General features: G+C 55.9%; 19 protein-coding genes. 13 read left to right on the top strand and 6 right to left on the bottom strand.

Features of this window, described 5'->3' with window-relative positions; translation table 11 throughout:
- Window position 1 precedes the first annotated feature (1 nt).
- Window positions 2-1,240, bottom strand: coding sequence for a molybdopterin molybdotransferase MoeA (gene moeA, locus AC6HVW_RS08735; protein WP_071682538.1), 1,239 nt, complete (start codon window positions 1,238-1,240; stop codon window positions 2-4).
- Window positions 1,241-1,347: 107 nt separating this feature from the next.
- On the opposite strand from moeA, the gene AC6HVW_RS08740 reads away from it, so the two are divergent.
- The 6 genes from AC6HVW_RS08740 to gsiD all read left to right on the top strand — a co-directional run bounded on the left by AC6HVW_RS08740 (window position 1,348) and on the right by gsiD (window position 8,538).
- Window positions 1,348-1,884 carry a DUF924 family protein gene (locus AC6HVW_RS08740; protein WP_186486590.1) on the top strand — a complete coding sequence of 179 codons (537 nt, stop codon included), beginning with the start codon at window positions 1,348-1,350 and terminating at the stop codon, window positions 1,882-1,884.
- 340 nt (window positions 1,885-2,224) lie between these two features.
- Window positions 2,225-3,184, top strand: coding sequence for an isoaspartyl peptidase/L-asparaginase family protein (locus AC6HVW_RS08745; protein ID WP_071682540.1), 960 nt, complete (start codon window positions 2,225-2,227; stop codon window positions 3,182-3,184).
- 19 nt (window positions 3,185-3,203) lie between these two features.
- A complete protein-coding gene (locus AC6HVW_RS08750; protein ID WP_071682541.1) occupies window positions 3,204-5,081 on the top strand; it encodes a dipeptide ABC transporter ATP-binding protein in 1,878 nt (625 codons plus the stop codon).
- Window positions 5,082-5,106: 25 nt separating this feature from the next.
- A complete protein-coding gene (gene gsiB, locus AC6HVW_RS08755) occupies window positions 5,107-6,642 on the top strand; it encodes a glutathione ABC transporter substrate-binding protein GsiB (RefSeq protein WP_071682542.1) in 1,536 nt (511 codons plus the stop codon).
- Window positions 6,643-6,699: 57 nt separating this feature from the next.
- Window positions 6,700-7,620: a glutathione ABC transporter permease GsiC gene (gene gsiC, locus AC6HVW_RS08760; RefSeq protein ID WP_071682543.1), complete on the top strand. Its 921-nt coding sequence runs from the start codon at window positions 6,700-6,702 to the stop codon at window positions 7,618-7,620.
- Window positions 7,621-7,632: 12 nt separating this feature from the next.
- Window positions 7,633-8,538: a glutathione ABC transporter permease GsiD gene (gsiD, locus tag AC6HVW_RS08765; protein ID WP_024485755.1), complete on the top strand. Its 906-nt coding sequence runs from the start codon at window positions 7,633-7,635 to the stop codon at window positions 8,536-8,538.
- A 305-nt stretch (window positions 8,539-8,843) separates the two neighbouring features.
- On the opposite strand, the gene fghA is transcribed toward gsiD, so the two are convergent.
- Genes fghA through ptrR form a run of 3 tightly spaced genes read right to left on the bottom strand, consistent with a single transcriptional unit; the run spans window position 8,844 to window position 11,768 of the window.
- Window positions 8,844-9,686: an S-formylglutathione hydrolase gene (gene fghA, locus AC6HVW_RS08770; protein WP_071682544.1), complete on the bottom strand. Its 843-nt coding sequence runs from the start codon at window positions 9,684-9,686 to the stop codon at window positions 8,844-8,846.
- Window positions 9,687-9,701: 15 nt separating this feature from the next.
- On the bottom strand, window positions 9,702-10,826 hold the full coding sequence (locus tag AC6HVW_RS08775) for an S-(hydroxymethyl)glutathione dehydrogenase/class III alcohol dehydrogenase (protein ID WP_071682545.1): 1,125 nt from the start codon (window positions 10,824-10,826) through the stop codon (window positions 9,702-9,704).
- A 39-nt stretch (window positions 10,827-10,865) separates the two neighbouring features.
- Window positions 10,866-11,768, bottom strand: coding sequence for a putrescine utilization regulator PtrR (gene ptrR / locus AC6HVW_RS08780; protein WP_071682546.1), 903 nt, complete (start codon window positions 11,766-11,768; stop codon window positions 10,866-10,868).
- 105 nt (window positions 11,769-11,873) lie between these two features.
- Here ptrR and AC6HVW_RS08785 point away from each other — a divergent pair, with 105 nt between their 5' ends.
- The 7 genes from AC6HVW_RS08785 to mglC all read left to right on the top strand — a co-directional run bounded on the left by AC6HVW_RS08785 (window position 11,874) and on the right by mglC (window position 20,335).
- Window positions 11,874-13,031 carry a YbfB/YjiJ family MFS transporter gene (locus tag AC6HVW_RS08785; RefSeq protein ID WP_071682547.1) on the top strand — a complete coding sequence of 386 codons (1,158 nt, stop codon included), beginning with the start codon at window positions 11,874-11,876 and terminating at the stop codon, window positions 13,029-13,031.
- Between the two features lie 314 nt (window positions 13,032-13,345).
- Complete coding sequence (folE, locus tag AC6HVW_RS08790; RefSeq protein WP_021180574.1) at window positions 13,346-14,011, top strand: GTP cyclohydrolase I FolE; 666 nt, start codon at window positions 13,346-13,348, stop codon at window positions 14,009-14,011.
- 67 nt (window positions 14,012-14,078) lie between these two features.
- Complete coding sequence (gene yeiB / locus AC6HVW_RS08795; protein ID WP_071682557.1) at window positions 14,079-15,260, top strand: DUF418 domain-containing protein YeiB; 1,182 nt, start codon at window positions 14,079-14,081, stop codon at window positions 15,258-15,260.
- A 129-nt stretch (window positions 15,261-15,389) separates the two neighbouring features.
- Complete coding sequence (gene galS / locus AC6HVW_RS08800; RefSeq protein ID WP_497569342.1) at window positions 15,390-16,427, top strand: HTH-type transcriptional regulator GalS; 1,038 nt, start codon at window positions 15,390-15,392, stop codon at window positions 16,425-16,427.
- A gap of 257 nt (window positions 16,428-16,684) precedes the next feature.
- A complete protein-coding gene (mglB, locus tag AC6HVW_RS08805) occupies window positions 16,685-17,677 on the top strand; it encodes a galactose/glucose ABC transporter substrate-binding protein MglB (protein WP_021180577.1) in 993 nt (330 codons plus the stop codon).
- A 127-nt stretch (window positions 17,678-17,804) separates the two neighbouring features.
- The gene (gene mglA, locus AC6HVW_RS08810) at window positions 17,805-19,313 is read left to right on the top strand and encodes a galactose/methyl galactoside ABC transporter ATP-binding protein MglA (protein ID WP_021180578.1); all 1,509 of its coding nucleotides are present in this window, start codon (window positions 17,805-17,807) and stop codon (window positions 19,311-19,313) included.
- Between the two features lie 11 nt (window positions 19,314-19,324).
- A complete protein-coding gene (gene mglC / locus AC6HVW_RS08815) occupies window positions 19,325-20,335 on the top strand; it encodes a galactose/methyl galactoside ABC transporter permease MglC (protein ID WP_021805061.1) in 1,011 nt (336 codons plus the stop codon).
- Window positions 20,336-20,603: 268 nt separating this feature from the next.
- On the opposite strand, the gene sanA is transcribed toward mglC, so the two are convergent.
- A complete protein-coding gene (gene sanA, locus AC6HVW_RS08820) occupies window positions 20,604-21,356 on the bottom strand; it encodes an outer membrane permeability protein SanA (protein ID WP_071682549.1) in 753 nt (250 codons plus the stop codon).
- A gap of 165 nt (window positions 21,357-21,521) precedes the next feature.
- On the bottom strand, window positions 21,522-23,219 hold the full coding sequence (locus tag AC6HVW_RS08825) for an NAD-dependent malic enzyme (RefSeq protein ID WP_021805059.1): 1,698 nt from the start codon (window positions 23,217-23,219) through the stop codon (window positions 21,522-21,524).
- Window positions 23,220-23,312: the final 93 nt, after the last annotated feature.

Below are 23,312 nucleotides of genomic sequence, written 5' to 3' on the forward strand. Positions count from 1 at the left end.
TTCAGTTCCTCAACAACGCATTGAAAGGTTCGATCTCCACCATCTCTCCGGCGGCCACCGAGCCGCGTTCGCGTTCCAGCACGATAAAGCAGTTACCCTGGCTGAATGAGCTGAACACGTGGGAACCCTGATGGCCGGTGGTGCTCACTTCCAGCTCGCCTTGGGCATTGCTGGTGAAGATGCCGCGCTGGAAATCAAGGCGACCCGGCGACTTTTTCAGTGGCGTTAGGGCGCGAGCTTTCAAGCGAGGTGGCAGTTGCCATTCGGTGTGACCGGCCAGTTTGGCCAGCAGCGGTTGCACCAGTTGATAGAAGGTCAAAGCCGCAGAGACCGGGTTGCCAGGCAGGCCACAGAACCAGGCGTGCTGGAGTTTGCCAAAAGCAAAAGGCTTGCCCGGTTTGATGGCCAGCTTCCAGAAGCTGACTTTGCCCAGTTCATCCAGCATTTGCTTGGTGTAATCGGCTTCACCGACGGAAACGCCGCCGCTGCTGATCACCACGTCGGCCTCGCTATCCGCCTGGATAAAGGCCGCGCGCAATGCTTCCTGATTATCACGAATAATCCCCAGATCGATCACCGTGCAGCCGAGCTGTTCCAGCATCAGGCGTACGGCAAAGCGATTGGTGTCGTAGATCTGCCCGGCTTGCAGCGGCTGGCCGACCGGCTGCAATTCATCTCCGGTAGAGAATACCGCCACCTTCAATTTACGCATCACCTGCACATCGGCCACGCCTAGAGAGGCCAGCAATGGCAGTTGTGCTGCCCCCAGCGTGATCCCGGCGGGCAGCACACTCGCCCCGCGCAGGATATCTTCACCCGCCAAACGGATATTTTGCCCGGCGGTTACCGGGGCGTTGAAACGCACTCCAGCCTCGGTGACTTCAGCCTGCTCTTGCATGATCACCGCATCCGCACCGGCGGGAATTGGCGCTCCGGTCATGATGCGTACGCAGGTATTGGCAGGCCAGGCATCCGTAAACGGAGCCCCGGCAAAGGCTTTACCCGCTACCGGTAACGAAGAGTTGCCGTTCAGGTCACTTAGACGTACCGCGTAGCCGTCCATCGCCGAGTTGGCGAAGGGCGGGACATCGATAGGGGAGACCACCGGAGTGGCGGTAATGCGCCCGGCTGCGCTGGTCAAGGCGATAGATTCGCTCTGTTGCAGTGGCGCGATCTGGGAGAGCATTTTCTCCAGTGCCTGCTCAAGAGAAATGAGGTCAGAAGTATGACAGTGATCCATAAACAAAACTCCGTAATCGGCGTGCGCGAATTTTTCGCTATTATGGCAGATAACGCCGAAGGGGAGAAATGTCAGCGGCCCCAGGCAATCACCAACAGGAGACAGCCATGCACCAGCAGGTACTGGATTTTTGGTTCGAAGAGATTGACCCAGCCATGTGGTTTAAGAAGGAGGATGAGTTCGACCGTTTGCTGCACACCCGCTTTGGCCAGCTGTGGCAGGCGGCGTCCCAAGGAGAACTGGCGCATTGGCGTACAACCATCAAAGGCAGACTGGCAGAAATCATCGTGCTCGATCAGTTCAGCCGTAATCTGTTCCGCAACACGCCACGCTCCTTTGCTTGTGACGGAATGGCGCTGGTGCTGGCTCAGGAAGCGATCGCCACGGGGCTATGTGAAAATCTGACGGTTGAGCAGCGCGGCTTCCTCTATTTGCCGTTTATGCATTCCGAATCCGCCTTGATCCACCAGCAGGCGTTGGAGCTGTTTCGCCAATTAAATAATGGTGACCAGTTGGAGTTTGAAATACGTCATAAAGCCATTATCGATCGTTTTGGACGTTATCCCCATCGTAACGAGATATTAGGCCGGAAATCTACGTTTGAGGAGCAGGAATTTCTGCAACAACCGGGATCGGGTTTCTGAATATTTTTCATTGGTGTGTAAGCGGGGAATAGCGGAGAGGGGCATGGGATAACGCTTATTAAGCATGAGCCAATCCGGTCTATTTCCTGCTGCTGCCAATAGACTGGTTAAATTTGTCAGCGGTAAATGAAAAACCAGATAACCCACTGTTTTTATACCATTTAGCTCTTTCTATGCACAAAACAGTCTAAGCAGACTACGCTTAATGCTTGGCGACGAGTTTGTGCTTTACATCGATTGCCGGGCTAAATATAGTCGAAAAACACTAAATAATAATTCTCTCTCCATTTTCATGCGGTACCTGCTTGAATTGCCGCGGATAGAAACAGGTGTCAGGTCAATGAGCAAACCAGTGATTGCCATTCATGGTGGTGCGGGCGCAATTACCCGTGCGGCATTGAGTGCAGAGAAAGAACAAGATTATATCCGGGCGCTTTCCGACATTGTGGCTGCCGGGCAGGCTATTTTGGCCGCAGGCGGCAGCGCACTGGACGCGGTCACGGAGGCAGTCAGGCTGCTGGAGGAGTGCCCGCTGTTCAACGCAGGCAAGGGCGCGGTATTTACCCACCAGGGTACCCATGAGCTGGATGCCTGCGTGATGGATGGCCGTACCTGTGATGCAGGGGCGGTCGCCGGGGTCAGCCGGATACGCAACCCGGTGCTGGCCGCGCGTGCGGTGCTGGAAAACAGCACTCATGTACTGTTTGGCGGCGAAGGGGCAGAAAGATTTGCCGCCAATCACGGCCTGGAAATGGTCGAGCCCGATTTCTTCTTTACCCAGGAACGTTTTGACCAACTGCACCGTGCTCAGGCAGAGCAGGGCCGGGTGTTGCTCGATCACGACGGCGCGGCGGCGCTCAGCGGCGACCCACTGGATCCCGATCGCAAATTTGGCACCGTGGGGGCGGTAGCGCTGGATGCTCTGGGCAACCTGGCTGCGGCCACATCAACCGGCGGGATGACCAATAAGGCGGCAGGGCGCATTGGCGATACGCCGATTATTGGTGCTGGTTGCTATGCCAACAATGCCACGGTGGCGGTCTCCAGCACCGGTACCGGCGAAATCTTTATGCGCACCGTCGCGGCCTACGACGTTTCTGCACTGATTGAATATGCCGGTCTAACCCTGCAACAGGCCTGCGATAAAGTGGTGATGGAAAAACTGTTGGCGCTGGGTGGCAGCGGTGGGCTGATCGCCATCGATCGTTTTGGCAACGTCGCGCTACCGTTTAACAGTGAAGGTATGTATCGCGGTTTCGGCTACGTCGGCGATGCCCCTTCCGTAGGTATCTACCGCTGAACGCTTGCCGGGAGGGCAAATGACCGATACGGCCATCCAGCCACAGGTAGAACGTGGGCTGATTTTACCGCCGGAGCGTGTACTGGCAGTGAGCGATCTGTGCGTGCAATTTCGCCAAGAAGGCGACGTCATTGAGGCGGTGCGTCATCTGGACTTCGACGTCGACCGTGGCGAAACGCTGGCGATCGTTGGAGAGTCCGGCTCCGGCAAGTCGGTCACCTCACTGGCGTTGATGCGTCTAGTAGAGCAGGGTGGCGGTGAGTTGACCAGCGGCGTGATGCATTTTCGCCGGCGTAACGGCCAGGTGCTCGATCTGGCCAAGGCGAAACAGAGCACCCTGCGAACCTTGCGCGGCGCCGATATGGCGATGATTTTTCAAGAGCCGATGACCTCGCTCAACCCGGTGTTTCCGGTGGGGGAGCAGATCGCCGAATCTTTGCGTCTGCATCAGGGGATGGATCACCGCGGCGCCAAACGTGAAGCGCTGCGTATGCTCGATCTGGTGCGCATTCCCGAGGCCAAAAACGTCCTTGGCCGCTATCCGCATCAACTGTCTGGCGGGATGCGCCAGCGGGTGATGATTGCCATGGCGCTGTCGTGTAAACCGGCGCTGCTGATTGCCGATGAACCTACCACCGCGCTGGACGTCACCATTCAGGCGCAAATCCTGCAACTGATCCGCGTGTTGCAGCAGGAAATGCAGATGGGGGTGATCTTCATTACCCACGATATGGGCGTGGTGGCGGAGATTGCCGATCGGGTTCTGGTGATGCATCAAGGCGAAAAAGTGGAACAGGGGGCTGTGCGGGCGTTGTTCGCCGCTCCTCAGCAGCCTTACACTCAAGCTTTGTTGGCTGCCGTGCCACAGCTGGGCGCGATGGCAGATAAAGACTTCCCGGCAAAATTTCCGTTAGCTGGCGTTGACGATAACGACCAGCCGCAAGACACCATACCCGCAGGGGCTACGCCGATCTTGCAGGTAGAAAATCTGGTCACGCGCTTCGATCTGCGCAGCGGCATTCTCAACCGCGTCACGCGCCGTGTGCATGCGGTGGAAAATATCAGCTTCGACCTCTATCCCGGCGAAACGCTGGGGTTAGTCGGCGAATCCGGCTGTGGCAAATCCACCACCGGCCGCTCACTGTTAAAGCTGGTAGACAGCCAACGCGGCACCATTACCTTCAACGGTCAACAGATCAACCGCTTGAAAGGTTCCGCCTTACAGCATTTACGCCGTGATATTCAGTTTATCTTTCAAGACCCTTACGCTTCCCTGGATCCACGGCTCACCGTTGGTTTCTCCATCATGGAGCCGCTGCTGGTGCATAATGTTGCTCGTGGGACGGAGGCTGAAAAACGGGTCGCCTGGTTATTGGAGCGGGTAGGGCTGAAGCCGGAACATGCGCGGCGTTATCCGCATGAGTTCTCCGGAGGTCAACGCCAGCGTATCTGCATTGCCCGCGCGCTGGCACTCAATCCGAAAGTGGTAATTGCCGATGAGGCGGTCTCCGCGCTGGACGTGTCGATTCAGGCGCAAATTGTCAATCTGCTGCTCGATTTACAGCGTGAATTGGGCATCGCATTTCTGTTTATTTCCCACGATATGGCAGTAGTGGAACGTGTCTGCCATCGCGTCGCGGTGATGTACCTGGGCCAGATTGTGGAGATCGGCCCACGCCGTGCGGTGTTCGAAAACCCGCAGCACGCCTATACCCGTAAGCTGATGGCCGCCGTGCCGGTGGCCGATCCAACCCATGCGCATAAACGCCAGCCGTTGCTGGTGGATGAAATACCCAGCCCGATCCGTGGGCTGCACGATGAACCCGTTACCGCACCTTTAGTGCAGGTAGGGCCAGGGCACTTTGTGGCCCGCCACCCTATCGCCGGTGCTTTTTAGCCTTGCCTCAGGAGAGTTAAGCAATATGACTAAGCACACATTCAAGCGTAATGTTTTGGCCGCCGTACTGCTGGCTGCCGCTGCTGGCCCGGCTTGGGCTGCCAAGGATGCGGTGATTGCCGTAGCGTCCAACTTCACCACGCTCGACCCGTACGATGCCAACGACACCTTGTCGCAGGCGGTCGCCAAATCCTTCTATCAGGGGCTGTTTGGCTTTGATAAAGATATGAAGCTGGTGAACGTATTGGCGGACAGTTACGAGGTCAGCAAAGACGGTCTGACCTACACCATCAAGCTCCAGCCGGGGGTTAAATTCCACGACGGCAGCGCATTCGATGCCGAAGCGGTCAAGGTTAACCTGGATCGCGCCAGTAACCCGGATAATCGCCTGAAACGCTATAACCTGTTCAAGATGATCGATAAAACCGAAGTGGTTGATCCCACCACGGTCAAGATCGTGCTGAAAGCGCCATTCTCGGCGTTTATCAACAACCTGGCGCACCCGGCGGCGGCGATGATTTCTCCGGCGGCCCTCAAGCAGTATGGCAAGGAGATTGGTTTCCATCCGGTGGGTACCGGCCCTTACCAGTTCGAAACCTGGAACCAGACCGACTACGTGAAAGTGAAGAAATTCGACGGCTACTGGAAAGCGGGCTTACCGAAGCTGGACAGCATCACCTGGCGGCCGGTAGTGGATAACAACACCCGCGCGGCGATGCTGCAAACCGGCGAAGCGACCTTTGCTTTCCCCATCCCTTATGAGCAAGCCAAGGTGCTGGAGAAAAACAGCAAGCTGGATCTGGTGGCCGCGCCGTCGATCCTGCAACGCTACATCAGCATGAACGTGACGCAGAAACCGTTCGATAACCCGAAGGTGCGCCAGGCGCTGAACTATGCGATCAACAAGGACGCACTGATTAAGGTGGCGTTTTCTGGGTTTGCCGTTCCGGCGGAAGGCCCGGTACCTCCGGCCATTGATTTTGCCACCCTCTACAACGCTTGGCCATACGATCCGGCCAAGGCGCGTGAGCTGCTGAAAGAAGCGGGCTATCCGAACGGGTTTACTACCACGTTGTGGTCATCCCATAACCACAGTACCGCGCAGAAAGTGTTGCAGTTTGCTCAGCAGCAACTGGCGCAGGTTGGGGTTAAAGTCACCGTCACCGCGATGGATGCGGGCCAGCGTGCGGCGCAGGTAGAGAGCGTCGGCGTGAAGGATACCGGTGTGCGCATGTTCTATACCGGCTGGTCTGCCTCAACTGGGGAAGCCGACTGGGCGCTGACGCCGCTGTTCGCCACCCAATCCGCACCGCCTAAGCAGTTCAACACCGCGTTCTACAGCAACCCTCAGGTGGACAAGGATCTGGCCGAAGCGTTGGCCACCACCGATCGTGCCCAGAAGCAGGCGCTATACAAAGATGCCCAAGATCGCATTTGGGCCGATGCGCCATGGATTTTCCTGGTGACCGAGCGCCTGCTGTCTGCCAACAACAAACAGCTGAGCGGTTTCTACGTGATGCCGGACACCTCGTTCAACTTTGATAACGCGGATTTGAAATAAGCGCTGGGCGCCGCCCTTTCCCTGTTGGGAGGGCGGCGTGAGGGGGATTTATGCGCAATGCTTAATTATTTTCTAAAACGTCTGCTGGGCCTGATCCCGACGCTGCTGATCGTGGCCGTGCTGGTGTTCTTGTTTGTCCATATGCTGCCGGGCGATCCGGCGCGGTTGGCCGCGGGGCCGGAGGCCGACGAAGCCGTCGTCCAGTTGGTGCGCCAGGATCTGGGGCTGGACAAGCCGTTGCCGCAGCAGTTTGTGCATTTCTTTGTCAATATCTTGCAGGGCGATTTCGGCACGTCGATGGTGTCCAAACGCCCGGTCAGTGAAGAGATCGCCTCGCGCTTTATGCCAACCTTCTGGCTGACCATCACCAGCATGGTATGGGCGGTGATTTTTGGCATGGCGATCGGCATGATTTCCGCTGTGTGGCGCAACCGCTGGCCGGACCGGTTGGGGATGACGCTGGCCGTCTCGGGCATCTCTTTCCCGGCCTTTGCGTTGGGGATGCTGCTGATGCAGGTGTTCTCGGTCAATCTCGGTTGGTTGCCGACGGTTGGAGCGGATACCTGGCAGCATTACATCCTGCCTTCAATCACGCTGGGCGCTGCGGTAGCGGCGGTGATGGCACGCTTCACCCGCGCCTCGTTCGTTGAGGTGATGCAGGAAGATTACATGCGCACCGCCCGTGCCAAGGGGGTGCCGGAGTCACTGGTGGTCGTCAAACACGGGCTACGCAACGCCATGATCCCGGTGATCACCATGATGGGCCTACAGTTTGGTTTCCTGCTGGGCGGCTCGATCGTGGTCGAGAAGGTGTTTAACTGGCCGGGGTTGGGGCGCTTGCTGGTGGATTCGGTAGAAATGCGCGATTACCCGGTGATCCAAGCCGAAGTGCTGCTGTTCTCGCTGGAGTTTATTCTGATTAATCTGTTGGTGGATATGCTGTATGCGGCAATCAACCCTTCGATTCGTTACCAATAGGCAGGCCGTATGATGAAGTATTGGCGGCGTAATGCCGCGCTCAAGGCAATGCCGGTGATTAATCCCAACGCGGTGCGTACGCCTTGGCATGAGTTCTGGCGGCGCTTTCGTCGCCAGCAGGTCGCTATGGTGGCTGGCGTGTTTGTGTTGCTGCTGGTGGCCGCTGCGCTGCTGGCACCGCATCTGGTGCCTTTTGATGCGGAAAACTTCTTTGATTACGATCGGCTCAATGAAGGGCCTTCGTTGGTGCACTGGCTCGGGGTGGATTCGCTGGGTCGGGATATTTTCAGCCGTATTCTGATGGGCGCGCGGATCTCTTTGGCCGCCGGGGTGTTCTCGGTGCTGGTTGGCAGCGTGATTGGCACGGTGCTCGGGCTCTTGGCGGGCTATTACGAAGGCTGGTGGGATCGCATCGTGATGCGTATCAGTGACGTGCTGTTTGCCTTCCCCGGTATTCTGCTGGCGATTGGCGTGGTGGCGATCATGGGCAGTGGCATGGCGAACGTGATTGTTGCCGTGGCCATCTTCAGCATTCCGGCGTTTGCGCGCCTGGTGCGTGGCAATACTCTGGTGCTGAAGCATCTGACCTACATTGAATCGGCGCGCAGCATTGGCGCTTCGGACTGGACCATCATCCTGCGGCATATCTTGCCGGGCACCATCTCGTCGATCGTGGTCTATTTCACCATGCGTATCGGTACTTCAATCATTACCGCTGCCAGCCTGTCGTTCTTGGGATTGGGGGCGCAGCCGCCAACGCCGGAATGGGGAGCGATGCTTAATGAAGCGCGGGCGGATATGGTGATTGCTCCGCATGTGGCGATCTTTCCCAGCCTGGCAATCTTCTTCACCGTGCTGGCGTTTAACCTGTTGGGCGATGGGCTACGTGATGCATTGGATCCGAAACTGAAAGGGTAGCCCCTCACCCCAACCCTCTCCCACAGGGAGAGGGAGCTGTCAGGCACTGCTCTTTTGGAAGTTAAAGAGGCTATCTCAGCAAATTCGATCACTCCTTCATCGAAGGCGCGTCACTGCATTTTCAAACTCACTCGATCGGTCCCCTTGAGGGGAAAGGTAGCTGCCCGGAGCCTTTGGTGGGCTCGTGCTGCTTCGGTAAGTGTTTGGTAAGTAAAGAGAAAGTCAGAGTATTACACAGAAAAAACAGCGAGCTCGATCGGTCCCCTCTCCCTTGAGGGAGAGGGTTAGGGTGAGGGGGATATCGACTATTTAAACAGATGCTCGGCATGAAAACGCAGATGATCTTCGATAAAGGTAGCGATGGTGAAGTAGCTGTGGTCGTAACCTGGCTGAATGCGCAAGGTTAACGGCCAGTCACGCTGGCGTGCCAACTCCGCCAGCTTGGCCGGTTGCAGCTGATCTGCCAGAAATTGATCCCCATCTCCCTGATCGATCAACATCGGCAGCTGCTCCGCCCCGCTGGCCAGCAAATGGCAACTGTCATATTGCAGCCACTGCGTTTCGTCATCCCCCAGATAGGCCGCAAAGGCTTTACGACCCCAAGGCACCTGGCAAGGGTTGACGATCGGCGCAAAGGCCGATGCCGAACGAAAACGCTGCGGGTTACGCATTGCCATCATTAACGCACCATGGCCGCCCATCGAGTGGCCCGCAATGGATTGCCGATCGCTGACGCTGAAATGCTGCCTAATCAGTGCTGGCAGCTCATCGCTGATGTAGTCATACATGCGAAAGTGTTGATCCCAAGGAGCCTGAGTGGCATTGAGGTAGAACCCCGCCCCCTGGCCCAGATCGTAACCTTCGTCATTCGGCACCTCATCGCCGCGCGGGCTGGTATCCGCCATTACCAGCACCAACCCTAATTCTGCGGCAACGCGCTGGGCACCGGCCTTCAGAGTGAAGTTTTCATCATTGCAGGTCAGACCCGACAGCCAATACAGCACCGGCGGCGGGTTATCGTCGCGCGGTGGTGGCAGATAGATACTGAACGTCATGTTGCAATTCAGGCTCTGCGCCGCGTGACGGTAACGTTGTTGCCAACCACCGAACATGCGGTGCTCTTCGAGAAGTTCTAATGACATCGTCATCCTCTGCCTCCTGGCTTATTTATCGAAATGGATCACGGAACGGATCGATTTACCTTCATGCATCAGATCGAACGCTTCGTTGATCTGCTCTAGCCCCATGGTATGAGTGATAAAGTCGTTCAGTGCGAACTCGCCGTCCAGATAACGTTGCACGATCCCCGGCAGTTGGCTGCGGCCTTTCACGCCACCAAAGGCGGAACCACGCCAGACGCGGCCAGTCACCAGTTGGAATGGACGGGTTGCGATCTCTTCACCGGCGCCGGCAACGCCGATAATGACCGACTCACCCCAGCCCTTGTGACAGCACTCCAGCGCTGAACGCATCACGTTGACGTTGCCGATACATTCAAAGGAGAAGTCGACCCCACCGTCGGTCAGTTCGACGATCACGTCCTGGATAGGTTTATCGTAATCTTTTGGATTGATCAGGTCGGTCGCGCCCAGCTTGCGAGCCAGATCGAACTTGCTGGTGTTGAGATCGATGCCGATGATGCGGCTGGCACCGGCCATCTGAGCGCCGATAATCGCCGACAGCCCGATGCCGCCCAGGCCGAAGATAGCCACGGTATCGCCAGCCTTGACCTTGGCGGTGTTGATCACCGCGCCCATGCCGGTGGTGACGCCACAGCCAAGCAGACAGACTTCTTCCAACGGCGCTTCTTTGCTGATTTTTGCCAGTGAGATTTCTGGTACTACGGTGCGTTCAGCAAAGGTGGAGGTGCCCATGTAGTGGAAAATCGGTTTGCCGTCTTTAAAAAAGCGGGTGGTGCCGTCTGGCATCAGGCCCTTGCCCTGGGTGGAACGGATGGCCTGACACAGGTTGGTTTTGCCGGATTTACAGAATTTGCACTCGCCGCATTCTGGGGTGTACAGCGGGATCACGTGATCGCCGACGGCAACGCTGGTCACGCCTTCGCCGATCGCTTCGACTATGCCACCGCCCTCGTGGCCCAAAATCGCCGGGAACACGCCTTCCGGATCCTTGCCTGACAGGGTATAGGCATCGGTATGGCAAACGCCGGTAGCGACGATGCGCACCAGCACTTCACCTTTCTGTGGCGGCATCAGATCGACTTCTTCAATCTTCAGCGGCTGGTTCGGTCCCCAAGCTACGGCAGCACGGGTTTTGATAAATTCCATGATTCTCTCCTCATTAAATTCTAGTGGTGCAGATTTTGGCTACTCTGTCAGGAGGATGGACTCGGCATCCACCTCCGAACTTTCAGCCTGTTCTATAATCAGTTGTTTTAACGCGCGGACGTTTGGCCCAAACGCATCACGCCGCCATAACAGCCAGGTGGCGGTTTCGGCAATGTCGGCAGGGAGTGAATGAACTTTGACCCGCTTGTAGCCGGGCAGCAGGTTGAGCACCGAATACGGGATCATCGCCAGCCCGGCACCGCTGGCCACGCAGGCCAGCATGGAGTGATAAGACTGGATCTCCATGATGGTGCCTGGCAATGAACCGTCACGCTTGAACCAGGACTCCAGGCGCAGGCGATAAGAGCAGCTGGCGCGGAAGGCAAACAGGGTTTCCCCTTTGACATCCTGGGCGCTGTGAATGGGTGGATGATCCAGACAGGTGATCACCACCATGCGTTCGGGGAAAGCGACGCAGCCGTTCAGTTCATCATGTTGCAACGGGCCATCTACCAGGGCGGCAGCCAAGGTACCAGCGCGTACACGCTCGATGATTTCTCCTGAGGTGCCGGTAGCCAGCGAAAGGGAAACCTGCGGGAATCGCTGATGATAAGCTGCCAGCAACGTAGGTAGCCGGGTGGCGGCGGTGCTTTCCATCGAGCCAAGCGCAAAGTTACCGGCCGGTTCCCCGGCATGGGTGATGCTCATGGCTTCTTCACTGAGCGCCAGAATGCGATGGGCGTAGCAGAGAAAATTATGGCCCATCGGCGAGAGGCGCAGGCGCTGTTTCTCACGGATAAACAGATCGGTGCCCAGTTCCTGCTCGAGCTGACGCAGGCGCGTGGTCAGGTTTGACGGCACGCGGTGCAATTGCTCGGCGGCACGGGCGACGGAGCCGGTTTCGGCCACGCAGCAGAACATGCGCAGTTGGGTGAGATCCATAACCTTCTCTTTTCGTGATGAACTTGATGAGTATTATTCAGTTTTTGTGAGTGTAATACTGCGGCATGCTAGCCGCAACTTTCTTTTAACAGGTTGGATACAGCGATGGCGCTAAAAATAGCCTTGAGTGGTTTTATTGCTTTGATCGTGGCGATGGGGATTGGCCGGTTTGCCTTTACCCCGCAGGTGCCGTTGATGATTGCTGAGCACCAGTTCACCCTGACCGGGGCCGGGCTGGTGGCGGCGTTGAACTACCTGGGCTACCTGTGCGGTGCCTATGATGCGATGCGTGCCAGCCGCCATGTGGAGCGCCGTCTGTGGCTTGGCGTGTGGGGAGCAGTGGCGCTGACGCTGCTGTCTGCCTTGGTGTCGGGCGAGTGGCTGCATGGTGCAGTGCGCTTTGCGATTGGTTGGGCCAGCGGTTGGTCGATGGTGTTGGTGGCGGCTTGGACTAACGAGCGGTTGGCGCATTATGGCCGTCCCGCGTTAAGTGCTGCGGTCTTTGCCGGGCCTGGGGCCGGGATATTCATCAGCGGCATGCTGGCGGTGGCGATCAACAGCTGGGGCTTGAGCGCTTCGCAGGCCTGGTTGGTGTATGGCGCATTGGCGTTGGTGTTAATTGTCGCGATCAGCATTAACTTGCCAAGGGCAGGGGAGTTGCATCGCCCCGATGTGAAGCCTGAACCGTTAGTGCTCACCCCGGCATTGAAGCGTTTGGTGTGGAGCTACAGCCTGGCGGGCTTTGGCTATATCCTGCCTGCGACCTTCCTGTCACAGATGGCGGCGGCTCGTTTCCCTGACAGCCTGTTCGCCCAGTTTGTCTGGCCGATTTTTGGCGGTGCGGCGGTGCTGGGGATTATCATCGGTATTGCAACCCGTCATCGGCTCACCACGCAGACCCGTCTGGCAATCACGCTGTGGGTACAGGCACTGGGCGTGCTTTGTGCCGAAGTGGTGCCGGGTGTTACCGGCCTGGCATTAGGGGCCATGCTAACCGGCGGTGGATTCCTCAGTGTGGTCCAGCTATCTATCCAGCACGGTAGGGAGTTGGCTCCCAATCACGCACGCTATATGGCCGGGCTGTTGACCACGGGTTATGCCATCGGTCAGTTGGTGGGCCCGATGCTCTCGGCGGTTTCAACGGCGCTGACGCATCGCCTGGAACCCGCGCTGTATGTAGCGGTGCTGGGGCTGCTGATCGCCGGTGTGCTGGTGATCAATACCCCGGCGCGGGCCATGGCCAGCAAGCCAAGGTTATCTTGAGTAAAATACATACAAAAAATGTGGGATAGCCGCAGCCAGCCTGCTACGGGCTGGATGCGGATTTTTCATACTGGGATGAAACACAATCACTGGATAAACGTCTCACTCTCATCTAGAGTGGGGGAAAATATTGATCGGGTTCACGTTATCTATCCGTCGTCTTTCAAGCTGCAGTTAGCTCTTTCCCTGGATTTGTAGGGGCGCTGTATACTGCTCCTCATCACTCGGGGCAAGTAACCAACAGCCAACAACAACGCTGCAATTTGAAAGACCACGGGGATATTGCCGGGGCCGCCTGCTGGAGATACATCGCCATGACATCGTTAAGTAATGAAGCTGCACTGGTGCACGCGGCGCTTGAAGCGCGCGGCCTGGAAACCCCGCTATGTGGGGAAGTGTTGGATCGCGAGACGCGCAAGCGCCGTATCAAAGAGCACATGACGGAAATCATGCAGCTGTTGAACCTCGATCTGTCCGACGACAGCCTGGCAGAAACGCCACACCGTATTGCGAAAATGTATGTCGATGAGATCTTCTCCGGCTTGGATTACGCCAACTTCCCGAAGATCACCGTCATCGAAAACAAGATGAAAGTGGACGAAATGGTGACGGTGCGTGATATTACCTTGACCAGCACCTGCGAACATCACTTTGTCACCATCGATGGTAAAGCCACCGTGGCGTATATTCCCAAAGACTCGGTAATTGGCCTGTCGAAAATCAACCGCATCGTGCAGTTCTTTGCCCGTCGCCCACAGGTACAGGAGCGGCTGACTCAGCAGATCCTGGTGGCGTTGCAAACGCTGTTAGGCACCAACAACGTGGCGGTATCGATCGATGCAGTGCATTACTGCGTCAAGGCTCGTGGTATTCGTGACGCTACCAGTGCCACCACCACTACGTCGCTGGGCGGGCTGTTCAAATCCAGCCAGAATACGCGCCAGGAGTTCCTGCGTGCGGTGCGTCACCATCACGGTTGATGGCTGAGCTGTGACGATGAAGGCGCCTGTGGGCGCCTTTTTACTGATTGAAATACAGCGGAATAACATGAACGCTAACGAAACTCCCCGGCTACCACGCATTGCTACGCTGGACTGTGTACGCGGTATCGCCATCCTTGGCATTCTGTTGCTGAATATCAGCGCGTTTGGCCTGCCGAAAGCCGCCTATCTCAACCCCGCCTATCTGGGTATGCCCTCTACACGCGATGTCTGGACCTGGGCACTGTTGGATCTGTTCGCTCAGGTCAAGTTCCTGGCCATGTTCGCGCTGCTGTTTGGGGCCGGTCTGCAACTGCTGCTACGGCGGGGCAAAGTCTGGATCCGTGCCCGGTTGTCCTGGCTGGTCCTGATTGGCCTGGGGCACGCCATTTTCTTATGGGATGGTGACATCCTGCTGGCCTACGGGCTGATCGGCTTGGTGTGCTGGCGCATGATCCGTGACGCACAGAATACCTTCACCCTGTTGAAAACCGGTGCGGTGCTGTATCTGATCGGCGTAGCGGTATTGCTGCTGCTAGGGTTTATCTCTCACGGTGAGCCGGGCAGTTTCTGGCAGCCGAGCGTGGCTGAATTGCAGTATGAGAAGTTCTGGAAGCTGCAAGGCGGACCGGAAGCGTGGCGCAGCCGTCTGGAGCTGCTCTCTTCCAGCCTGATAGCCATCGGTGCGCAGTATGGCTGGCAATTGGCAGGGCTGATGCTGTTTGGTGCAGGCATGATGCGCAGCGGTTGGCTGCGTAACAGCTATTCGCCTGCTTATTACCGCCGCCAGGCCGCCTGGCTGATACCGCTTTCATTGCTGATCCAGTTGCCCGGTGTGCTGCTGCAGTGGCAGCTGAATTGGGATTATCGCTGGAGTGGCTTTTTGCTGCAGGTGCCGCGTGAGTTGGGTTCGCCGCTGCAGGCTATTGGCTACCTGGCTCTGGTCTACGGTTTTTGGCCAACGCTTTCCCGTCTGCGTATCAGCCACTGGTTAACCCAGATTGGGCGGATGGCGCTAAGTAATTATCTGCTACAAACCCTGATTTGCAGCACGCTGTTCTTTCATTTTGGCCTCTATCAACAGCTCGACCGTTTGCAGCTATTGGCGGTCGTTCCCCTGGTGTGGCTGGCCAACCTGCTGTTTTCCACTCTGTGGCTGCGGTACTTCACGCAGGGCCCGATGGAATGGCTATGGCGCAAGCTGACTTCCCTTGCTGCGGGCGAAAGTCTACGTCAGCCGACAAAATGAGATCTGGCGCAGGTAGGTTAAAAAATTGTATGTAAACGTTTTCTTTCCTGTGACGTAATTCACGCTGAGGAGGATGACAAACGGGGTAGGATAGCGCCACTGTCTACTCTGTCGACCTCGGGACGTTTCATGAATTCTGTGCATTCAACCACCATTCGCGATGTGGCGAAGCGTGCGGGTGTGTCCGTCGCTACCGTCTCGCGAGTGCTGAACAACAGTGCCCTGACCAGCAAAGAGACCCGCGAACAGGTGCTGAAGGCGGTGGCGGAACTGGGTTATCGGCCAAACGCCAACGCGCAGGCATTGGCTACCCAGAGCAGTGAAACGCTGGGCGTGGTGGTGATGGATGTCTCCGATCCGTTCTTCGGCGCGTTAGTGAAAGCGGTAGACACGGTGGCGCAGCAAAACCACAAATACCTGCTGATCGGCAACAGTTATCATCAGGCGGACAAAGAGCGCCATGCCATCGAGGTGCTGATCCGTCAACGCTGCAATGCCTTGATTGTTCATGCAAAAGCGTTAGGTGACGCGGAACTGATCGCCTTTATGGATCAGATCCCGGGCATGGTGTTAATTAACAGAATTGTAACGGGCTATGAGTACCGCTGCGTTGGCCTGAACAATGTGTTTGGCGCTGAAGTTGCCGTGCGCTTGCTGCTCTCGCAGGGGCATCAGCGGATCGGTTATCTGGGCTCCGATCACCCCATTGAAGACGGCCCGCTGCGCCAGCAAGGCTATAGCCAAGCGATGGCCGCGGCCGGTTTTTCCCCACCGGATAGCTGGCGGGCTTACGGCTCACCGGATCTGCAAGGTGGTGAAGCGGCAATGGTTGAACTGCTGGGCCGCAACCTGCAGCTGAGCGCCGTATTCGCCTATAACGACGCCATGGCAGCCGGTGCGATGGCGGTGCTGAAAGAAAACGGTATCACAGTGCCGCAGCACTTCTCACTGGTGGGCTTCGATGATATCCCTATTGCCCGCTATACCAGCCCCAAGCTGACCACCATCCGTTATCCAATTGTTTCAATGGCCACGCTGGCTACCGAGCTGGCGCTGAAGGGCGCTGCCGGGCAGCTTGAACCTCAGGCTTCACACCTGTTTATGCCGACGCTGGTACGCCGCCACTCTGTCGCGCCGTGGCAAAGTGAGGCTTCGGTCACTCTCTGAACATTTAATATTGTGTAACCGTTTTCAATCTGTGAGAAAATTCACAGATTATTAACATAGTGCCGTCTATGCTCTAGTCGTTTTCCAGCGCAAAGGCTCTTGCCAGCCAAGCTTTTAATCTGGCGCTGACACAGCATCACAGGAATAACAAGCAACACGGATGACAGAAATTCATTTGAAACTGCCACGCCCAACTGTGTGCATTGTGGCTAAAGGCTTAATACCGAGTACGACCCTCTACAAACCGGAGACAGACAATGAATAAGAAGGTTTTCACCCTGGCCGCGCTGGCCGCAAGCATGATGTTTGGCGCAGCTGCGCATGCTGATACCCGCATTGGCGTCACGATTTACAAATATGACGACAACTTTATGTCGGTGGTGCGTAAGGCGATCGAGAAAGATGCCAAGGCCTCTCCGGATGTCACGCTGCTGATGAATGACTCACAGAATGACCAGTCCAAGCAGAATGACCAGATCGACGTACTGATTGCCAAAGGCGTAAAAGCGCTGGCGATCAACCTGGTGGACCCGGCCGCCGCTCCGGTGGTGATTGACAAGGCACGTGCCAACGATATCCCGGTGGTGTTCTACAACAAAGAACCTTCCCGCAAGGCGTTGGATAGCTACGACAAAGCCTATTACGTTGGTACCGACTCTAAAGAGTCTGGCGTGATCCAGGGCGAGCTGATTGCCAAACACTGGAAAGCCAACCCAGCCTGGGATCTGAACAAAGACGGTCAGATCCAATATGTGCTGTTGAAAGGTGAGCCAGGCCACCCGGATGCAGAAGCGCGTACCACCTACGTGATCAAAACGCTGAATGAAAAAGGCGATAAGACTCAGCAACTGCAGATGGACACCGCGATGTGGGATACCGCTCAGGCTAAAGACAAGATGGACGCCTGGCTGTCTGGCCCTAATGCCAACAAGATCGAAGTGGTAATCGCTAACAACGATGCGATGGCCATGGGTGCGGTTGAAGCCTTGAAAGCTCACAACAAGAGCAGCATTCCGGTGTTTGGTGTCGATGCCCTGCCAGAAGCACTGGCAATGGTGAAATCCGGCGCGATGGCCGGTACCGTGCTGAACGATGCCGACAATCAGGCGAAGGCGACTTTCGATCTGGCGAAGAACCTGGCCGCGGGCAAACCTGCCGCTGACGGCACCCAATGGAAGATCGTCGATAAAATTGTGCGTATTCCTTACGTGGGTGTAGATAAAGATAACCTGTCTCAGTTTGTGAAATAAACCGAGATAGAGAGAAATGCCCCCGCCGGAATTTAGGCGGGGGAACTTATTAGAAGAACCCGTTAATTCTCCACTGCTGCAAGCCAGATTGGGAGAGTGCTGGTTCCAGAATTAGCCAGGACTATTTATGGCCGAAAACTCTCGTGAGTGGCTACTGGAAATGACGGATATCAGTAAGTCGTTTCCCGGCGTAAAGGCATTAGACAAAGTGAATTTACGCGTACGTCCAAACTCCATTCATGCACTAATGGGGGAGAACGGCGCCGGAAAATCCACCTTATTAAAATGCCTGTTTGGCATTTATAAAAAAGACTCCGGCAGTATTCTGTTTCAGGGGCAGGAAGTTGATTTCAAAAGTTCCAAAGAGGCGTTGGAGCAGGGCGTTTCGATGGTGCATCAGGAACTGAACCTGGTGTTGCAACGTACCGTGATGGACAACATGTGGCTGGGGCGCTACCCCACCAAAGGGCTGTTTGTCGATCAGGACAAGATGTACAAAGACACCAAGGAAATTTTCGACGAACTGGATATCGATATCGATCCCCGCGCCAAAGTCGGCACGCTTTCGGTATCCCAGATGCAGATGATCGAAATTGCCAAGGCGTTCTCCTACAACGCTAAAATTGTGATTATGGATGAGCCAACCTCTTCTCTGACCGAGAAGGAGGTGAATCATCTGTTCACCATTATCCGTAAGCTGAAAGAGCGTGGCTGCGGCATCGTGTATATCTCGCACAAGATGGAAGAGATCTTTCAGCTATGCGATGAAATCACCATTCTGCGCGACGGCCAATGGATCGCCACCCAGCCGCTGGAAGGGCTGGATATGGACAAGATTATCTCAATGATGGTTGGGCGTTCGCTGAGCCAGCGTTTTCCCGATCGTCAGAATACGCCGGGTGAGGTGATTTTAGAGGTGAAAGGCCTGACCTCTTTGCGCCAGCCTTCGATCCGCGATATCTCTTTCGATCTGCATCAGGGAGAGATCCTGGGCATTGCCGGGCTGGTGGGCGCCAAGCGCACCGACATTGTGGAAACCCTGTTTGGCATCCGCGAGAAGGTGGCCGGCACCATCAAGCTGCACGGTAAAAATATCAACAATAACAGCGCTAACGAAGCCATCAACCACGGTTTTGCCCTGGTGACGGAAGAGCGTCGTTCCACCGGTATTTATGCTTACCTGAATATTGGCTTTAACTCGTTGATTGCCAATATTCGCCAATACAAAAACAAGATGGGCCTGCTGGATAATAACCGGATGAAAAGCGACACCCAATGGGTGATCGATGCCATGCGGGTGAAAACGCCGGGCCATCATACCAATATCGGATCGCTTTCCGGCGGTAATCAGCAAAAGGTGATCATTGGCCGCTGGCTACTGACACAGCCGGAAATCCTGATGATGGATGAGCCAACGCGGGGTATCGACGTGGGGGCCAAGTTTGAAATTTACCAGTTAATGACCGAATTGGCGAAGAAGGGCAAGGGGATCATTATAATCTCTTCCGAAATGCCGGAGCTTTTGGGAATTACCGACAGAATATTGGTGATGAGTAATGGTCAGGTTGCGGGCATTGTGAATACCAAACAGACCTCGCAAAATGAAATATTGCGGCTAGCCTCCTTGCATCTTTAAGGATCGTAATTATGAGCGCACTGAATAAAAAAACCTTGTTCACCTATTTTAAAGAGGGTGGCATTTATCTGGTCCTGTTGGTGTTACTGGCGATTATTATTATCCAGGACCCCACCTTTTTAAGCCTGATGAACCTGAGTAATATCCTGACCCAATCCTCGGTGCGTATTATCATTGCGCTGGGCGTGGCCGGGCTGATCGTTACGCAGGGGACAGACCTTTCCGCCGGGCGTCAGGTAGGGTTGGCAGCGGTAATTGCCGCGACCCTGCTGCAATCGATGGATAACGTCAACAAAGTGTTCCCGCATATGGAAACCTGGTCGATCCCGCTGGTGATCTTGCTGGTTTGCGCCGTGGGCGCGGTGATTGGCCTGGTCAACGGCTTGATTATTGCCTATCTCAACGTGACGCCGTTTATCACCACGTTGGGCACCATGATCATCGTGTATGGGATTAACTCCCTGTATTACGATTACGTGGGGGCTTCACCGGTGGCCGGTTTCGATCCGAAATTCTCCACCTTTGCCCAAGGGTTCTTGCGATTCGGTGACTTCAAGCTGTCATATATCACCTTCTACGCCATTATTGCGATCGCCTTTGTCTGGGTGCTGTGGAATAAAACCCGCTTCGGCAAGAATATCTTCGCCATCGGTGGTAACCCGGAAGCGGCGAAAGTCTCTGGCGTCAACGTCCCGCTGAACCTGATCATGATTTATGCGCTGTCCGGGGTGTTCTACGCCTTTGGCGGTTTACTGGAAGCGGGCCGTATCGGTAGCGCCACTAACAACCTCGGCTTTATGTATGAACTGGATGCAATCGCGGCCTGTGTGGTCGGCGGTGTGTCGTTCGCCGGTGGGGTAGGTACGGTGCTGGGTGTGGTGACCGGGGTGATCATCTTTACCGTCATCAACTACGGCCTGACCTATATCGGCGTGAACCCTTACTGGCAGTACATCATCAAGGGTAGCATTATCATCTTCGCGGTAGCGCTGGACTCCCTGAAGTACGCCAAGAAAAAATAAGTCTGTTTTGCGCTTTACGATAACGGCCAGCATCTGCTGGCCGTTTTGCTTCTCTCGCTGAGCTCACATCCTAGGGGGACTGCACAAGCCCTCACCCCAACCCTCTCCCAATGTACATACGGCGTACCTTATGAACACTTGTTTCGGGGAGAGGGGGCTAGTCCGGAGCGGTGGTCAGACGCAGGAGTTAATCTGTGGCACGTACGGTCCCCTCTCCCTGTGGGAGAGGGCTAGGGTGAGGGGCAATCGCTTAAGCGTGAGGTGAAACTCAGCTCTTCTTTTGCTGCTGAGCCTTAATCTTTTCTGCCGCCAGCTTGTGCTCCAGCTCTACCAACTGCTCCGGCGACACCGCCGGATAACCCGGTGCATCTTCCGGCACCTTGTGCATCGCAGATATCGGGATTAATGGGCCAAGGAAGCGGGGCTCACGCTTGAGGATATACAGATCGGTCAGGGCACCCAGGCGGGCAAAGATCTCACGCACACGCACCGTCATCATATTTTTTGGCGAAGGTACCGCATAGCATTGCGCCTGGATACCCATATGCAGGGCGATAAATAGGGCGCGCTCGCAGTGGAAACGCTGGGTGATGATGATGAAGTCGTTGGTATCAAATACCTTGCGCGTACGGACGATGGAGTCGAGGGTACGGAAACCGGCATAGTCGAGCACGATATCGCTAGGCGCAACGCCAGCGGCCAGCAGATCGCGGCGCATGGTCATCGGTTCGTTGTAGCTTTGCTGGGCATTATCACCGCTCAGCAGCAGGTACTTCACCTTGCCGCTGTTATAGGCGTTGATCGCCCCTTGAATACGGTAGCGGTAATATTGGTTAAGCACTCCGGTACGGTAATATTTGGAGGTGCCAAGCACCACCCCCACCTGGCGGTGTGGTAGCGTTTGCATTTCTTCGTAAATGTAAGGCGCGGTTTTCCAGCTTATCCAGCGATCGAGCGCTATAGCCGACAGCATCAGCACCGAAATGATGATGAACAGGCTAATTATCAGGCGTTTCCACATGTTGATGCCTTGCGCGAACGAGGGCTAAAGTAAGACTCAAGGCTACTTTACCTGCCCGGCAGACGCAAGCAATGAGCCGTTTACCGCAGGTGTTACGCTGCATTTTTCAGCAAAATCTGGTCTTGGCGTGATAACCGGGCCTGACTAACAGGCCCGGTGAGGAACTTAGAACGAGGTACGCTTGTAGATACGATACTGCGGACGCCAGAAGTTATGCTCGATGGCTTTAGACAACGCCTCTTCCGACGTCACCACTGCTACACCCTGCAACTGAGCGGCTTTGCCCACTTCCATCGCGATGCATTTAGATACGCCCTGAATATCATCGATATTCGGCAGCAGTGCGCCGTGGCCGTCGGTAGCCAGCGGAGAACAGTCGGCCAGGGCACGGCTGGCGGCCATCAGCATGGCATCGGTGACCCGTTTTGCCCCTGCAGCCAATACGCCAAGGCCAATCCCCGGGAAGATATAGGAGTTGTTGCACTGGGCAATCGGGAACAGCTGGTCTTTATAGGTTACCGGTGAGAACGGGCTACCAGTGGCGACCAGTGCAGCACCGTCGGTCCAGTTGATGATATCTTCTGGCCGGGCTTCCACGCGAGAAGTTGGGTTGGACAGCGGCATCACGATCGGACGCGGGCAATGCTTGTGCATCTCACGGATCAGCTCTTCGGTAAACAGCCCCGGCTGGCCAGAGACGCCGATCAGCACGGTCGGCTTGGCGTTGCGCACCACTTCCAGCAGGGAGATCGCATCGCTCTCCACCTGCCATTGATCCAGATTGGCACTTTTCTGCACCAGCTTGCTCTGGAAATCGAGCAGGTTCGGCAGCTTATCCGTCAGCAGGCCAAAACGGTCAACCATAAACACGCGAGAGCGGGCTTCTTCTTCGCTCAACCCTTCAGATTTCATCTGGGCGATGATCTGTTCGGCAATCCCACAGCCTGCGGAACCTGCCCCCAGGAAGGCGACGGTTTGATCGCGCAGTTGGCTGCCAGCGGCACGGCTGGCGGCGATCAGGCTGCCCAGCGTCACTGCGGCGGTGCCTTGAATATCGTCGTTAAAGCAGCACAGCTCATCACGATAGCGATTAAGCAGCGGCGTGGCGTTATTTTGGGCAAAATCTTCAAACTGCAACAGCACGTTCGGCCAACGGCGTTTCACCGCCTGGATGAACTCTTCCACAAAGGCGTGATATTCGTCACCCGAAATACGTGGATGACGCCATCCCATATAGAGCGGATCGTTCAGGCGTTGCGGGTTGTTGGTGCCCACGTCCAGCACAACCGGCAAGGTATAGGCCGGGCTGATGCCGCCACAGGCGGTGTACAGAGAGAGCTTACCGATAGGAATACCCATGCCCCCGATGCCCTGGTCGCCCAGGCCAAGGATGCGTTCCCCGTCGGTGACCACAATCACCTTAACGTTCTGCTTGGTGGCGTTTTGCAGCATATCGTCGATGCGATCGCGGTTCGGGTAGGAGATAAACAGTCCACGTGCGCGGCGATAGATGTCAGAGAAATGCTCACAGGCTTCGCCCACGGTTGGCGTATAGATGATGGGCATCATCTCGCTCAGGTGCGAATCCAGCAGGCGATAGAACAGCGTTTCGTTGGTGTCCTGGATATTGCGCAGGTAGATGTGCTTGTCGTTATCGTTCTTGAAATCCTGATACTGACGGTAAGCGCGTTCCACCTGTTCTTCGATGGTTTCTATCGCTTCCGGCAGCAGGCCGTGCAGGTTGAAGTTACTGCGTTCTTCTTCGGAAAAGGCGCTGCCTTTGTTCAGCAACGGGAATTCCAACAGAATGGGGCCAGCGTAGGGGATGTAGAGAGGGCGTTTGCTTTCGTATTCCAGTTCCATCAGTTTCTACTCTTTGCCTAGGGTGAGCTTTATTTCTGCCGATCCTAAGATATCGGCAAAATATGTACAGCATTTGTTAGTAAATAATGAGGA

This window comes from Serratia sp. NCCP-200 (assembly GCF_059697885.1).